This is a genomic window from Butyricimonas sp. DFI.6.44, assembly GCF_022132345.1.
Taxonomy (GTDB): Bacteria; Bacteroidota; Bacteroidia; order Bacteroidales; family Marinifilaceae; genus Butyricimonas; species Butyricimonas muris.
This window is the reverse complement of record NZ_JAKNJD010000004.1, coordinates 188,248-203,999: the sequence shown is the minus strand read 5'-3', so window position 1 is coordinate 203,999 and position 15,752 is coordinate 188,248. Positions and strand designations below refer to the sequence as shown.

Here is a 15,752-nt window from a genome sequence, read left to right as displayed (position 1 = left end):
AAACGCACTCCTATAACGGCTTGCCTCTTGTTTTGTGTGACAAGAATTTTATTTTTTTTGAAAATTACAACTAATTTACTACCAAAGAATATTCTTCACTGTATATAAATGACAAGAATTAATGTATCCCTTTCATTGGACAATATATCCCTTAATTTCTTGTATCCCCGGGAAACTTGTGTACGAATCGTATTGATTGATATTCCTAACTCTTCCGAGATTTCCAAATATTTTTTGCCCTCAATTACATTCAATTTTATAATCAAGCGACATTGTTCCGGTAAACTTTCAACAGCTTGATTTACCCGATCATATATTTCCTCATCAACACTCTCGTCCACATCCTCAGCCACGATCATAGCGTCAGCCATCAGAAATTTATGACGATCTATCACCTGCAAATGACGTAAATAATCCAGTGCGGCATTTCGAGCAACTTTATAAAGCCACGATTTCAAATTAAAGTTATCCGGTAAAGAACGACTGCTCTCAAACAATTTGAAAAAAATATCCTGTACTATATCTTGCGCAACATCCTGATCTCCAACATGTCGATTCACAAACACGAGAAGTTTCGGATAATATTTCTTAAATATTATCTCATAAACACGAGGATCTCGCTTTCGCAACCCATGTACATCATCCGGATTAGATAAATCAGTCAACTCCAATTATTTATATTCACATCTAAATTCCATTAAATGAACGTTTGATGATGTGCCAAAAAACGAATTTCATTATTTACTAAGGTCTAAGTCTTTTTTATACATTAATTTGTAACACAACAACTTATCCATATTCGATATTTTGGATAATCTTTATGATTTTATATCTTAACAAACGTTCATTTCTTGCTATCAAAAATAGCTAGAAATTCCGTTCACACAACACCTCATCTCATTTTTTTTTTGAACCGTTTATTTAAAACGAACAAACCGCCCCGTAAACAGGGCGGTCTTATAAACCGAAAACAAACAAATAATCTTACAACTGCTTCTCCAACTCCGTGAAATAATACGACACGTAATCAAAATTAGCCTGAATATTCAAATTCGGAATAAACGCTTTTCCAATCTCCACGAATTCCTTCAACGCCTCTTTATCTTCCTGTGACCGGAAATAAACAGACACAGGCATAACCATCATCATCACATCAGCATCCGAGAAGCGGGGAAATTCTTTACGACATAATTTCAACAACTTACCCGTATCCTTCTTTTTATAGGCATTCGCCATAGCCACGTAGGCTAATAACTGTTTCTTCCGGTCTGTTCGCAACTCATGGATAACACGTTCCATCACTTTAACAGCGTCCGGGGTCGTTTTAGTATCCCGTCCCCAAACAATAGAGGAAAGCACTCCCGCGTATAGATTTGCCAAGCGGGTATCTACCTTTTCTCGCCCCACGTGCTGATAGAACTGTTTTCTGTTTTCCAGTAAAAAATGATAATTAGCAGAACCGAAAGGAGCCAAATCATTATTATCAAACAAACTCCAACATGCCGGTTCAACCTTTTCCGTGTCAGTCAATTGCTCTGTCAACAATGCGGCAACTTCCCTCACTTGCCGGATATCGCTTACCTTCAACAAAGCCTCCACATACTCCAATAGAAATTGTTTATCCCGTTCTCCCCGCTCATAACGCATAGTTAAAGTCCCCACGGTCTTCTCGCTTTTCATGGAATTTTCCACCCGGTTGATAATTCCGGCAACATCCGAACCGCCAACCAATTTATCGTGTACAGTCCCGTCCGGTTTTATCAACACGAATGTAGGGTAAGCTCCAATTCCCAGTTTCTTTGCTAAAGCGGGTCCTTCTCCTTTTTCCATGTCATACTTCACGTTGACAAAATGGATATTGAAGAAGTCCCCTGCCTCCGCTCGTGTAAACACTTTCTCTGCCATCATTTTGCAAGGACCGCACCAAGATGTATAGGCATCCAGAAAAATCCAACGATTCTCCGCTTTCGCTTTCTCCAAGGCTTCCTGAAATGTCAACTCTTCAAACTTCACCCCCTCCTGCGCCCAAAGCCATCCGGACGACAGAGATATTATCAATATTAAAAATGTTCTTTTCATGATGTATTTTTTTAGTCCGTAAAGTCTATAAGGTCCATAAAGTCTTTGGTCTCCCCTGCGGGGTGCTTTTTTATAATAGCAAAGCTGCCGATAGACTTGTCTGAAGGATACCCATGACCTTATGGACCTTACAGACTTTATAGACCTTATGGACCTTAGTCCCCCATTCTACTCCTTATACCCGTCAAATCCCTCACGATACCTATTACCGGCAGCCTGAATATCCCAATTGTATTCCTTGAAATATTTGGTAATCACCTCGTATTTCAAAGCACGGGATTTACTGTTATCCAGATACTCCTTCTTAATATTCTCGTAAGATTCCATAACCAACAAGCGAAGCCATTCCGCAAAATCCCCCTCGAACGAGCGGGAAGAGCCTCCTGTAATATATCCCCCGTTTCGACACAATTCAGCCACGGCTTTTTTATACTTGATCACGTAAGGGCGACTGTTCACCTCATCTTCGTCATCATCATTCGCGTCCGGATTCTCCTCTTTCCAAGTATCCTCATCCTTATCGAACTCATCTCCCAGCTTCTCGTAAGCCACTCCGTCATCATACGCCTTGCCTGCCGCCACGAAATCTTTCAGAGGCTCCTCCATCCGGGCAACAATCATGGTACCTATTTTTCTCCACACCTCCGACGCCAACACGGAATCCCGGTAATAGTGATTCACGGGATCGGTCACCTCTATCGCCCCTTCCGACGTGTTCGGCCACATCAGAATCAGCCTGCTCCGCCCCAACGCTTTCACCGGGTAAATCCAATAAAGCGAACCGTATTCCTTCACGTAAAACAACTCCAGCGGGAAATACGAGTTAGCGTATTCTTTCGACACGTTACTCAACAATGCTTCCGAGTAATACAACACTTCCGGGATTTTCTCCTCGTCCAGATTCTGCGCCCCTCTCATGGCAACAAGTGCGTCCTGTGCAAGGATAGCATTCGTCAACTCGTCGATACTACTGAAATAAGTACGCACCCAAACCCCGTAATCGTTATACATCGATTTCACCCGGGGATCGGCATTCTCGTCCGGACCAAACATCTCGACGATCCCCAAATCATCCGTCGGGGACAATTTACTCTCCTTGTTACAACCGCTCAAAAACAACACGAGCGCGGTCAACATCAAATATATAGTCTTAGATTTCATCATGATATACATTTACAAATTTATAATCCGTCATCTATCTCGGGTTTATCGGCATATTCGGGCTATTCAATTGTTCAGACAACGGTATCTGTAACACGTAACGCAAATCCCCTTGATTCAACGTGTGTACCTGCCCGTTCTCGTAAGCATGCCGGATACCCGGCTTACCGAGCCGCCTCAAATCAAACCAGCGCATTCCCCCGTCGAATGCCAATTCCACCCGACGTTCTTCCAAAACCCGCTGCAAGGCGGTTTCTGCCGTGAAATCAGCCTTATCCAGTGCCACGTAATCCGTTTTCTTGATACGGGTCACCAGCAAACGGTTCAAATCCTCGATAGCCAAATCCTTCTCTCCCGTCCGGGCGTAAGCTTCCGCACGAGTCACGTAAGCCTCGCTCAACTTCAACCCGATATAATAACAATCACTCTGCTGAGTCGCGAACATCCGGTACACCGTCGGTCCCTGTTCCGCGTAATCGGCACTCCCCGGATCGGCATTCGATTCGAAAATATACCTCCGGTAATCCACCACACCGGGATCACGCTTGCAAAGATTCAACAACTCTTCCGTCGGTTTAAAACGGGTTTTGTAATAATAATACGGGTTCCCGTTTCCCTTGCCGCCCACGAAGAACAACACCTCGTTCCGGTAATCCGTGTCTATAAACCCGTAAGTATAGCTGAAAGCGTTTGAAATCTTATCCAACCCGTCCAAGTAAGACTGAATCTCGTTCATGTCGAACAAAGACTTCGCGTCGATCACGTAACTTGCCGCCTCGATCGCTTCCTTGTACTTACCCGTGAACAAATAGACACGAGCCTTGAAAGCCTGCAACGCGATATAATCAAAACGATACTTGCCTTTACTTTCCTTGCCTACCAAGTCCTTGGAAGCCTCGTCCAAATCCTTTTCGATCTGTTCCCACACCTTCCCGACGGACACGCGCACGTTATTCTGGGTATTCTGGTGCACGTCCGAGGCACTCAGCGGCATCGGGACACCCGGTTTATCCATGTTCTCGTCCGCGTAATTCTCGGCGTAAAGATTCACCAGATAAAAATAGCAATAGGCACGCAGGGCATAAGCCTCCCCCCGAACCGTTTCGAACAAAGCCTTTTCTTCCGTGGTGGGAGTCTTCCCGGCGAACTCGTCCAGCACCGTGTTGGCGTAAAATACAGACGAGTACAATTGTTTCCAGTACGTATCCTCCGCCTCGTTATACTGGTGCGTTGCCGCCCAGACAAACCATGGTTCATACGACTTGGTAACAGCCGACGTGGCGCTCAGGTTCGCGTACACGTTATCGGTCGCCAAATCGGTATTGATAAAGAAATTCTCCCGGGGATAGCCACCCAGCAGGACAGATTCGAAATCCTCCACGCTCTTCGGCAACATACTGTTCACCGGTTTTATATCGAGCAAATCACAACCGCAGAACAACGTCAGCAGCAAAAACACGGATGTATAAAATATCTTCTTCATAATCAAAAGCATTAAAATTGTACAGATACTGAGAACGAATAAGAACGGGGCAACGGCAAATAGGTATTCCCGAAAGAAACATTCGCGTTACTCGCCGAACTATATTTCATGATAGCCCCCGTCGCTTCCGGGTCTTGTCCTTTCAGTTTTGAATTCTTCCACACGTGCAAATTATTTCCCTGCAACATGAAACGGATATTCTGTATCCCCCACTCTTTCAACTTTGCCAGTTTCAGGTCATAACTCAAAGAAACATTCTGCAACCGCACGAAATCACCTTTTACCGTCCGCAGATCACTATTATTGTACATCGTGGCATTTGACGGGTAAGGATAGAACACGGCATCGTCAAACTCGTTCGCTTCCAACCGCGGGATATCCGTGTGTGCCTCGTCACCCGGGTTCCGCCATCTGTTCGCCCATTCTCTCGACATATTCTGTGTCGCTTCCGGGTAAGCGAAAGCCTGTCCCGTGGTCATATTCCTCAAGCGGATCACGTTCCCGAAATTGCCCACGAGCAACACGGACAACGCCAGATTCCTGTACTCGAAAGTATTCGTGAATCCCCCTTGTATCTTCGGCATCGTCGTCCCGGAATACACCAAGCCTTCGACATCATTCATACCCTTCAACACTTTTTCATCCTCAGCGTCATAGAATTGCGCCCGTCCGTCTTCATTCAACCCGGCATAGCGGTATGACCACAATCCGTTGATCGGCTTACCCACGATAGCCGCCGACGCGTAATCCGTCCGCTGGGCATTAGTCATAGAACCATACGTCGGGGTGGAATACACGTCCAGTATCTCGTTTTTATTATAACCGAAATTCAAATTGGACGTCCACCGGAAATCCTGCAAATCAATATTCACCGTGTTCAAGGCAAACTCCCACCCCGTGTTTTTCATCGAAGCCCAGTTCACCGACACCGACGGGAAACCGGAAACGAGAGATACCTCTTTCTTACCCAACAAATCCACAGCCTTCTTGTAATAGTATTCCAACGAACCGTACACCCTCCGGTTGAAAAGCCCGAACTCCAAAGCCAAGTTCGTCGAGTAATTCTTTTCCCACTTCAAATTCGGGTTCTTCGGTGCCTCGATCACCAGATAATTCTCCTTCTTCACGGCATCGATAGTACCTACCTTCGCTACCAGATCGGAATAAGCATCCGCCACGTTCCCCTGACTGCCGTAAGAACCTTTCAGCGTCAGGTAAGTCAACCATTTCACGTCCCGCAAGAAATTCTCTTCCTTCACCTGATAGTTGAAACCGACAGACCACAGCGGTTGGAAAAGATCGTTGGTCTTCACCCCGAAACGATTCGAGCCGTCCGTACGGGCATTGAAACTCACCGTGTAGCGATTCATAAACGTGTACCCCGCCACGCCGAACCACGAAACGGCAGCCGACTCGTTCAAGTTCTCCACCCAATAAGGCTCCCCGATTTTCGCCATCAAATCCAATTGCAAAATTTGCTGGTGTCCCCTATCATGGGCATAACCGTAAATCTGCGTGGTTTCCTCCTCGTACTTCGTGGTCCGTATCTCCTGTCCCACCATCACGTCGAAGCGATGATCCTCGTTAATCACCGGCATATAAGTAAGCTGGTTACGGAAAGTAAGCGAACTGTTATTCGTTCCCCTGCTCCGGCGGTATCCCCCGTCATGCCACACGGACTCGTACGTCGTGTTATCCTGCATCGTCTTCTGGCGGGAACGCACGAAATAACTATCCTCCGTGGCGATATCCACGTCCGTGGTATTCTGTTTCGAGAACGAGAACAAACTGCTGAATGTCAAGTCAGATAATATCTTCCACTCGATATCCACCGTTCCTTTCAACCCGTAACTCTTTGACTTGCGCCAACTTTGTTCCCTATTCTCCAGAAAGTTAAATTTCAAATCATTATAATACATGTAATTAAAATCCCCGTTCTCGTCGTAAGCGTTATGGGCACGAGTCGTGTAAATCGCCCACTCGTAAGGATTCTCCCGTGAATCCACCGCGAAGAAACTCTTGTTATTGCGCATATTCACGTCGAGCATTCCGCCTACCCGTAAATTATGCCTTAACTTGGTAAACACCTTGGCTGCCATCGTGTACGTTTCCATCCCGACATCCTTCGCGGTAGCCTGCTCGTCCATGTAACTACCGGAAAGATAGAACGTCGTCGTTTCCGAGCCGCCGGAAATACTGATACTATGCCGTTGCGTGATCGCGTTACGGAAAAGATACTTGAACCAATCCGTGTTCACCGTTTCCAACCGATTCACTTTCTGCTGGAACTGTTCCCACGTCATCTTGTGATCATGCACGTCGATAAAATAACGCTCGAAATCGGAAACCGTACCGTATTCGCCCGCTTTATTGGAATTTGCCTTCAGCAATCCTTTTTCCAACATCTCCATGTTAATATCCACCCGTTCCTTCGAGTTCAACATATACGCGTCTTTCAACTTCGGACGCATTCCCACGCTCACGCTACCGTTATAAGTCACACGGGTTTTCCCCGCCGTTCCCTTCTTCGAGGTAATCACGATGACACCGTTTGCCGCACGCGTACCGTAAATAGCCGTGGCAGCCGCGTCCTTCAACACGTTGATCGACTCGATATCATCCACGTTCACACCCCCGATACCGGAAGCGATCAAGTTCCGGTTATTCAGCAAATCGTCCACGTTCGCGTCTACCGGGTCTTCCAGCACGATACCGTCTACCACCCACAACGGCTGCACGTTCCCGCTAATCGTGGAAGTACCCCGTATCCGGATTTGCGGAACAGCACCCGGGGCACCGCTCGTGCTCACGATCGTCATACCCGGCACCTGCCCTTGCAGCAACTTGTCGATACTCGGCTGGTTTACCATTTTCAAGCGATCCATATCCACCGTCGTGATAGAAGAAGTCAATTTACGACGTTCTATCTTCTGGTATCCCGTTACCACCACTTCCTCCATCTGGCTCACGTCCTCTTCCAACACCACGTTTATCACTTTCTGCCCCGTGTACGTCACGGCTCTCGTCTTCATACCGATAAAAGAAAATTCCAACACGATAGAAGCCTGTTCCGGGAGCGATAATTTATACTCCCCGTTAATATCCGTCGCCGTACCCGTGCTCGTCCCCTTCACGAGAACCGTCACACCCGGCAGCGGCACGCTATCCTTATCCATGACCATCCCCGTGATGGTGACGGACTTCACCTGTTCCTGATTCACCGGTTTGTAAGAAATCACGATCACGTTATCCACCACCTCATAACTATAATTCCTCCCGAACACCAACCGCACGAAATCAGCCAGCGAGCCGTCCACGAGCTCAACGGATACTTTCCTGTTCACGTCGATCTCCTGTTTATTGAAAAAGAAGTCCTGTTTCAACTGCTTTTCCGCTCCCCGCACGGCTTCTTCCAACGTAACATCTTTTAATTTAAGGTTGAGCACCGTCTGGCTCACCACGGTGGCGGACACGTGTACCAGCCCCACCAACAAGATCATAAACACTACTTTAGTCACACGGAATAAGTTAAAAAATTCCCTGTTCGTGCCGGAATGGCACAACTTTCGTACTTTTTTCATAACTTTGAATTTCAAATTAATATTGAGGTTCTTCTTCGGGAGAATCAGATGAGGATTGTTGACGGCAATCCTCATTTTTCTCCGGTTCAGTTCTTAATTGCTACATATATTTTTCTTCCTTGAACATTAAATATCACGTTACTCGTCTTCTCCACGAGCGACAACACCTTGCGCAAATCCATATCCCGGTTAATCGCTCCCCGGAATTCATACCGCCTTACCTCGGGAGCCTGATATTTCACCTCGATATCATACCAACGTTTCAATTGGTGCATCAACTCCTCCAAGGTGGTAGATGGGAATACAAAGCGTCCGTCCCTCCAAGCGATAAACTGGTTCACATCCACTTCCTTCACTTCCGTTTTTCCGGATTCCACGTTCCAGACACTCTGCATTCCCGGTTGCAACACAATTTGTTCCCCGCCTCTCTCTTCCGAGAAACGCACGGAACCTTCCACCAATGTAGTGTATATATTCTCTTCGTCCTTGTAAGCCTTTATATTAAAAGATGTCCCCAGCACCGTCACGCTCGACTCGTTCAAACAAACCCGAAACGGACTCATCGTATCCCGCTTCACTTGAAAATACGCCTCTCCCTTCAAATATACATTCCGCCCGTTCACGGCAAAACGCACGGGAAACCGTAATTCGGATTCGGAATTGAGCCACACTTTCGTCCCGTCCGCCAGTTCCAGTTGGTAGAAACCGCCCGTCGGCACCTTTAGCGTGTTGTACACCAATTCTTCGCTCTCGTTCACTTGTGCCTGCACGTAAGTCAATCCCCGCAAGGAATCATCCCGTATCCCGGACACGACATCATTCCCGATACGTTTCCCTTTCCCGTCAAGCACGACCTTCTCCCCGTTATCCAGAATCAACTCCACCGCGTTGCTTCCCGGCTTGAAACTCCCGGCTTGCTCAGCCAACCCTATACTCCTCTCTCCCGGCAGACCTCCCGCCATCCAAGTCACATACCACCCCAGTAACAGAATAATTGAAGCCGCAACCGATGACCACGTCATGATCCGTCGCCGACTTTTTCCCCCGATCGCTTTCTCGAACCGGGCATACTCTTTCGCCCGCTCCTTCTCGAAATCCACGTGAACATATTGCCCGTGAAGTGCCGATAATTCCTTCAACAACTCCACGTGTCCCGGCTCGTCCATCCACTTCTCCACCTGCCCGTCGTCCAACTTATTCCGGCGCGCAAGTATCTGATTTGCAAACTCTATATCTTCTTCTCTATGCTTCATTTCTTTTCGCTTTTCACAGCTAATACACGTACCCCCCGAAAATGGGCGACAAGAAAAATAAAGTTTTTTCCTTTTTTTATCATGAATCAACCCGACCGATACCCATAAAGAGGATACGCTCCCGTTATCCTATAACGTAACATCCCCGTGATTTTTGAATAGCCCCGGCGAAAGGCAAATCCACAGAAACACCAGATGTGTTAAACTTGTTTATTTTTCACTAAAACGTGGGCTAAGTGTGGGCGAACTACGGGCTAAGAGTGGGCGATGCCGCCTAAAAGTCGCCTAAAACCCTAGCGAAAGCCACCTAAAAATAGAGTAATACCCCAGCAACGGGGTAGGTCAACCCCGAATTATACTTTATTTTCCCAATATAAAAAGTAGTACCAAATCATCCTGCAACTCGTCCCGCAAGAATTTCAACGCACGGGTAATATGCGTTTTTACAGTGTTCAAACTGATGTTCATCTCTTCCGCCACCTCTTTATATTTCTTCCCGTCCACGACACATTTCACCAACGCCTCCCGTTGTTTCTCGGATAACAATGCCAATTTCTCCTCCAAGCGTTCCAGACGTTTCTCGTAATCATCCAACTCTTCCGCCGCCGACTCCAACAATTCCCCGACCATTCGTTCGTTCACCTCGATTACCCGCAAATGACGTAAATAATTCAATGCGCTGTTTTGTGCCAGAGTAAACAGGTAAGACTTTACCGGATACACCGGATTCAAGTGTTTCCGGTTCTTCCAGAGCGTCAGGAAAACATCATGCACGATATCTTTCGCCACCTCCTCGTCCCGCACGTAATTATACACGAACCCCGCGAGGTTGTTGAAATGCAACCCGAATAACTCCTCAAAACCACGATTATCCAAAAGTTCCTGCTTCATTTTACATTTTTCTCGTAATGGACGCTCCCAACTTCACATTCACAAAAATATACTTTTTATTAAATTAAAAAAAGAGTCTGAGAAATTATATGTTTACAAAAAAAGAGGAATTATCTTTTTCACAAGACAATTCCTCTCCAAACATCAAAAATGAGTATTGTTATCTACCAAATAATTCTATCAATTTCGTATCCAGCCACCCGCCGCGAGCCGTCATGTGAACCACTTTTCCGTCCGGGTCAATCAGGAAACCGCTAGGAACCCCACTCACTCCAAACATTTGCACACACTCTTTATCGAATTTCTGTCCTTTAGCTCCGCAAACCTGAGTCCAAGCCATTCTTTCTTCCTTTAATGCCTTTTGCCATTTAGCCGTATCGTCATCAATGGAAACACTCACGATATCAAAGCCTTTATCATGGAAACGCTTGTAAGTCTCTTTCAAATGCGGAATATCATGTCGGCAAGGACCACACCATGAAGCCCAAAATTCAACCAATGTATAACGCCCTTTTTTCACGTATTCCGACAATTTCCTCTCTTGCAAATCAACGTCCAACACGGTGAAATCCGGCATAGCATCATTTATATACAACGGCTTGCCTGCCAACACGTCCTCCACTTGTTTTCCGGCTTCGCTTGCCCGCACGCGGGATGGGAAAAACTCTAAAATCTTTCGCGCCTCCGCCCGTCCGTAACGCTCAACGGCTAAATTCCCCACAACATATAGAGCTACCGGAGAATCCCCGTGTTCCCGAATAAAATCCACTCCGCGGTAATAAATACTGTCGCGAATAGCATCCATCTCTTTCACGCATTTAACCATGTCTTCTTCACTGCCTTTCTTACGATAATACACCTGACAATATCGAACGAAAACCTCTTCGTACTTCAAGTTTAAAGGCTCTACCTGTTGAATGTAAGTTGCAAATAAATCATGCGTGACAGAACCTTCAACACGCAAAGATGCAGGCGTTTTCTTGTCCAGCTTCGAAGGCATTTCAGCAAAAGGAATGGCGATATGAACTTCCGAATTATCCAAATAAACGGGAAAACGCAAGATATTAGCCCAACCATAAACACGTTGAGCGGGATCCTTGTAAAAAACGATATTCCGCAACTCCGGGGAATCCAGTTTCCCCCGGAATTCGAAACGTCCCTTCTTTATTTGTACACTATCATAATAGACCCGTTGCTTCGCGTCAGTTAAAAATATCCATTCATTCTCGGGAGCTCCTTCAAGTTCCCCTTTAATAATAAAACCGTCGGATTTTGCCTGACACCCCACGATAGTCAGCCAACTGATTATAATTACTATTAATTTCATTCTATCCTATATTTAAAATTTCGCGTACCCCGAACACAAGGGGGGAATTTCCACATATCTCCCCCGTGTAAAGAGAATTTTTATTAACTTACAATCTGATTAAAGAAAAACAAAATCCGTTATTTCGCCAAAACCTTCATGCACTTGTTTTGCCGGGAACACTCCGTTATCCGAGCCAATATACCCGTTGGCCGAAAGGTTCAGAACAACAAAGTCACACGTACCGTCTTCCATTTCAAAAGCAATTCCCAAGCTACGGGATAAATCATACCCGTAATTTTCATACCCGATTGTTATATTAGCCGCTTTCTCCGGCTCTGTACGGGCAAATTCCATGTGGCGGATTCTCTTACTGCCCGGATGAGTGTACACCGGAGTTGCCTTACCTCCTGTTTGCTGGAAATCAAAACGATATAGAGTATTACCCGATGAATAGAAAAGAATACCGCTATAATCCGATGTCGATGCGAAACAACTATTTTCATCCAACCCCTCGGGCTGATTCAACCGGTAGTATGCCCGAAATGCAGGCGAACCTTTTTTATTATAACCGATACCGTAGGCGTCGAACTCGTAAACAAAACAACCGCCCTTGCCGTCTATTGCCAAAGCATTGGCATACATGTATATGTCATTCGACGACTTATAAAAATACCCCGGACCGATAAACAGCACTTTGTGTTCGGGATCAAGACTATTCGGATCGGCATCCGTGTTATTATCACTCCGAACAGGTATCGAAGCCAATGTACGAGCCGACGGATTGTCATTATCCGCCCAAACTTCCGGATTCGGATTTCCCCCACTACCAAAATTATACCACTGGGCAAAACGATGCCCCGCTTGATCATACATCAAGGTAATTTGTCCGATTTTTGCTGCATGTGAGATATATACATCCCCGGTGAGCTTTTCATCAATCTTCGGTTCATATATCTTCATGGCTGCCGGGGTCTGGTAAAAACGTCCGTTTGAAAGCAGCAACCCTTGCCGTGTACCCTGCCCGTCAATATTTTCCACCTTGCTGAAATCAAAGTTAATTTGGGCATTCTCGTAAACCATACGGCTCAGACTGTCTTTTTTCTCGAATTTGTACAGTTGATTATACACGCCGGCTTCATCGGGAATATCCGTGATGACAGAAAACATATTAATCGAACTGGAATTATAATAACTACATCCCTGTTTAACACGTCCCAAACATAACGGCTTCCCTTGAAAGCGTTTACCCGTCGCATCGTAATAAACATCTTCTTTTACTATCATTTCCTCGCCGACATACTCCACTGCACCTAACTCCGTCTGCCCGTCTTTACTGTGCAATATCATCCATGCCCCGTCATACGGTTTACCCAATTTCAATTTTGTATTATACTGGTACTCGATCCCTGTTGAAGTATCGTACACCGTAAGCCGGAAATAATGCTCGTATTTCAAGTCCGGGTCTTCCAAATCTATCGTGAATCGCAATTCTTCCGTCTCGCAAACCGTATCCACTTTTGATTGCACCGAAGAACCCACGTAAAAATTAGTGCCTGTCGTGGAATGCAACCACAAAAACTTCAGATTCTCTTTGTTCTGCTCGAGAGATTGAGATAATTTCGGGTCTATCGTCACTATCGTTTCATCCGTGAAACGATAGTACACTTCCGCCAACCCGGACTCCACTGTATTAACGTCGGTATAGTCGTAATTACCCTTGTCGTCGTAACAAGAAGCCAAAAGTAAAATGATCAATATATAAATGTACTGTTTCATAGCTTTTCATTTTTATGTACTAACTTGCTTGCTCGGGAAACGCGATCCACTCTCCCGTGTCCTTGTCGATGAACTTCGGCATCGAATCGTCCTCCGCGCACTTCGCCTTGTACTCTTCCAAATCCAGATAAAACCGGTTTGCTTTACCAAGTGCCGTTATTTTACTAACCCACTTCTCGAAAGATACACAACCGTATTGTGTCATCAGGTATCTGGCTTTCACTTCACCGAAACCACCCAAATACTTCTCGTAATTATTCCACAAAGCTTCATCATATTGCCACAACTTTTCAGTCACGATATCCTCGATAATCAACTTCACCTCTTGTCGTTCCTCGAACCCTCTGGTAAAATCGGAATTAGCGTAATCAAAAGTCAAAACAGCCGTATCGCTAACCTGCAAAGCAGGGCGTTTGATCACGATCGCGAAGGTCGCTGCAAACGTATCAGCCTTTACGACATACCCTTCTTCCTCCGGGAAAATAATTCCGAATGTATCTGTCGATGAAGGTTTAACAGCCAACGCCACCCGACGCGAGTGAGCAACGACATCTCCCATGATCTTCACTGCCAACCTGACCGTATCGTACATCAGATTTTCACCCTGTTCATTAATACCGAAATTAAATTTATACAACAAAGTAGCACTTTCCGACCATACCGGACCTTTCCCCGTGTAGTCGGTTGCCCATGCTGCATCCGCGAGGAAATTGATTTGTCCTCCCTCCTCGTATTGCACCATCTCGTATTCGTTGCAACTACTTAAAAGCAACAAGGCAAACAACAAACTGTATATTATCTTTTTCATAAACTCGAATCTAAAATTTATTTTCCTGTTTGTCCAAACAACACTTCATTATCCGGCCAACTGAACATATAATTATCTTCCGTCATATTTGTCATCGGTTGGTCCAGAAAGCTCTTGTACGCGTGACGTTTATAGAAGAAAAACAATTGTCCCTCCCCATAAAACTCCTTCCGGTACTCTTTTTCAATCTCGTTCAACCGATTCAATTCCGAACGGTCGCTTACCGGGTCAATTCCCCGCACGCCTCTCACGACATCCAGATACCCGGCTGCCTCTTCAGCAGTCGCGGCACATTCTGCCAGAATATAATACATCTCCGCCAACCGGATCAATACAATCGTGTTCTCGGTAGAAGGCCACTTGTTATCCTGATTGTACTTCAACATTCTCATTCCCGAATTTGTACTCTCGAAGCTGACACCTTCCTTTAAGCGAAAATCATTCATTCCGTCATGAGTCACGTCAAATATCAATTTCAGATGTTCCTCGTTAACCGTGTAAGAAGTCGTTGTCATCCATTTCGCCACCTGTTGATCAAAATCATCGATATAGATAGAAAAGATAATTTCTTTTGAGCGCAACACGTCATTGTCTTTATTCAATAATTCGAACTGTTCGCTATTAATGACCTGCTTGGCATAATTCCCGGCTTCCGTTTTGTCTCCGGCATACAGGTATACGCGGGCAAGCATCGCTTTCACGGCAAACAGATTCATACGCTTGTGACGATAGACAAGAAAACGGTCACCGGCCATATTACTCTCTTCCAAGGTAGTCGTGGGAAAGTCAAAATACAACGGGTCGGTATCCGCCAACAACGCTTCCGCCCTTTTCAAATCGGCAATAACACTATCGACAACCGCACTGGACGGATCCATCGCCTGCACATCCTTGTTAAATTCCGTACGATAAGCTATCCGTTTCAAGGTCGGATGTTCCGAGTAAATCGGTCCGTACATCCGCAGCAGGTCAAAATGCAGGAAAGCCCGTAACCCCAAAGCCTCTCCTTTAATAATCTCGTAATAATTCTCTGTCGTGAACACGTGGCGATTCTTGTCACAGTAATACAATATATTATTCAAGTTGGCAATAATATTGTACATCTCTCCCCAGATACTCCCCACCCGGTTTTCATTCTTATCCGACGGATACACGTAATATAAATAATCATCACTTCCGGGAGTATAACGTCTACCCAGAATATCTATAAAACCGTAAGTCATATCTCTTCCGTACAATCCGGTGGAAGCCATTTTAATGTAAACACCGGTCAGAGCCTCTTTGAATCCTAATTCACGGCTGAAGACTTCCTCTTCCTTCACTGTCGTTTTGGGATCCACGTTCAACCAATTCGAGCAGGAAGAAAAGAATATTGTGCAAAGGCAAATTCCTATAATATATTTTTTCATAC

General features: G+C 45.6%; 11 protein-coding genes. All 11 read right to left on the bottom strand.

What is annotated here, in order from left to right; all coding sequences use genetic code 11:
* Positions 1 to 95 precede the first annotated feature (95 nt).
* The 11 genes from L0M98_RS07425 to L0M98_RS07375 all read right to left on the bottom strand — a co-directional run bounded on the left by L0M98_RS07425 (position 96) and on the right by L0M98_RS07375 (position 15,750).
* Positions 96 to 629: an RNA polymerase sigma-70 factor gene (locus L0M98_RS07425; protein WP_255723096.1), complete on the bottom strand. Its 534-nt coding sequence runs from the start codon at positions 627 to 629 to the stop codon at positions 96 to 98.
* Positions 630 to 984: 355 nt separating this feature from the next.
* Positions 985 to 2,079: a thioredoxin family protein gene (locus L0M98_RS07420; protein WP_227215363.1), complete on the bottom strand. Its 1,095-nt coding sequence runs from the start codon at positions 2,077 to 2,079 to the stop codon at positions 985 to 987.
* Between the two features lie 168 nt (positions 2,080 to 2,247).
* Positions 2,248 to 3,243 (bottom strand): hypothetical protein, encoded by a 996-nt coding sequence (locus L0M98_RS07415; protein WP_227215364.1) that lies wholly within the window; start codon positions 3,241 to 3,243, stop codon positions 2,248 to 2,250.
* 31 nt (positions 3,244 to 3,274) lie between these two features.
* Entirely contained in the window at positions 3,275 to 4,723 is a 1,449-nt protein-coding gene (locus L0M98_RS07410) for a RagB/SusD family nutrient uptake outer membrane protein (protein ID WP_227215365.1), read from the bottom strand.
* An 11-nt stretch (positions 4,724 to 4,734) separates the two neighbouring features.
* A complete protein-coding gene (locus L0M98_RS07405; protein ID WP_227215366.1) occupies positions 4,735 to 8,304 on the bottom strand; it encodes a SusC/RagA family TonB-linked outer membrane protein in 3,570 nt (1,189 codons plus the stop codon).
* A gap of 86 nt (positions 8,305 to 8,390) precedes the next feature.
* Complete coding sequence (locus tag L0M98_RS07400; protein ID WP_227215367.1) at positions 8,391 to 9,557, bottom strand: FecR family protein; 1,167 nt, start codon at positions 9,555 to 9,557, stop codon at positions 8,391 to 8,393.
* Between the two features lie 360 nt (positions 9,558 to 9,917).
* Positions 9,918 to 10,448, bottom strand: a complete 531-nt coding sequence (locus tag L0M98_RS07395) for an RNA polymerase sigma-70 factor (protein ID WP_099290176.1) — start codon at positions 10,446 to 10,448, stop codon at positions 9,918 to 9,920.
* 160 nt (positions 10,449 to 10,608) lie between these two features.
* A complete protein-coding gene (locus L0M98_RS07390; protein WP_227215368.1) occupies positions 10,609 to 11,775 on the bottom strand; it encodes a TlpA disulfide reductase family protein in 1,167 nt (388 codons plus the stop codon).
* 99 nt (positions 11,776 to 11,874) lie between these two features.
* Entirely contained in the window at positions 11,875 to 13,533 is a 1,659-nt protein-coding gene (locus L0M98_RS07385) for a PKD-like family lipoprotein (protein ID WP_227215369.1), read from the bottom strand.
* Positions 13,534 to 13,552: 19 nt separating this feature from the next.
* Positions 13,553 to 14,341 carry a DUF4843 domain-containing protein gene (locus L0M98_RS07380; RefSeq protein ID WP_227215370.1) on the bottom strand — a complete coding sequence of 263 codons (789 nt, stop codon included), beginning with the start codon at positions 14,339 to 14,341 and terminating at the stop codon, positions 13,553 to 13,555.
* Between the two features lie 17 nt (positions 14,342 to 14,358).
* Complete coding sequence (locus L0M98_RS07375) at positions 14,359 to 15,750, bottom strand: RagB/SusD family nutrient uptake outer membrane protein (RefSeq protein WP_227215371.1); 1,392 nt, start codon at positions 15,748 to 15,750, stop codon at positions 14,359 to 14,361.
* Positions 15,751 to 15,752 lie beyond the last annotated feature (2 nt).

Excerpts from the sequence above, each read along its gene's own strand:
- L0M98_RS07410 (WP_227215365.1), bottom strand. The coding sequence starts at position 4,723 with ATGAAGAAGATATTTTATACATCCGTGTTTTTGCTGCTGACGTTGTTC.
- L0M98_RS07385 (WP_227215369.1), bottom strand. The coding sequence starts at position 13,533 with ATGAAACAGTACATTTATATATTGATCATTTTACTTTTGGCTTCTTGT.
- L0M98_RS07395 (WP_099290176.1), bottom strand. The coding sequence starts at position 10,448 with ATGAAGCAGGAACTTTTGGATAATCGTGGTTTTGAGGAGTTATTCGGG.
- L0M98_RS07405 (WP_227215366.1), bottom strand. The coding sequence starts at position 8,304 with ATGAAAAAAGTACGAAAGTTGTGCCATTCCGGCACGAACAGGGAATTT.
- L0M98_RS07390 (WP_227215368.1), bottom strand. The coding sequence starts at position 11,775 with ATGAAATTAATAGTAATTATAATCAGTTGGCTGACTATCGTGGGGTGT.
- L0M98_RS07420 (WP_227215363.1), bottom strand. The coding sequence starts at position 2,079 with ATGAAAAGAACATTTTTAATATTGATAATATCTCTGTCGTCCGGATGG.
- L0M98_RS07380 (WP_227215370.1), bottom strand. The coding sequence starts at position 14,341 with ATGAAAAAGATAATATACAGTTTGTTGTTTGCCTTGTTGCTTTTAAGT.
- L0M98_RS07400 (WP_227215367.1), bottom strand. The coding sequence starts at position 9,557 with ATGAAGCATAGAGAAGAAGATATAGAGTTTGCAAATCAGATACTTGCG.
- L0M98_RS07415 (WP_227215364.1), bottom strand. The coding sequence starts at position 3,243 with ATGATGAAATCTAAGACTATATATTTGATGTTGACCGCGCTCGTGTTG.
- L0M98_RS07375 (WP_227215371.1), bottom strand. The coding sequence starts at position 15,750 with ATGAAAAAATATATTATAGGAATTTGCCTTTGCACAATATTCTTTTCT.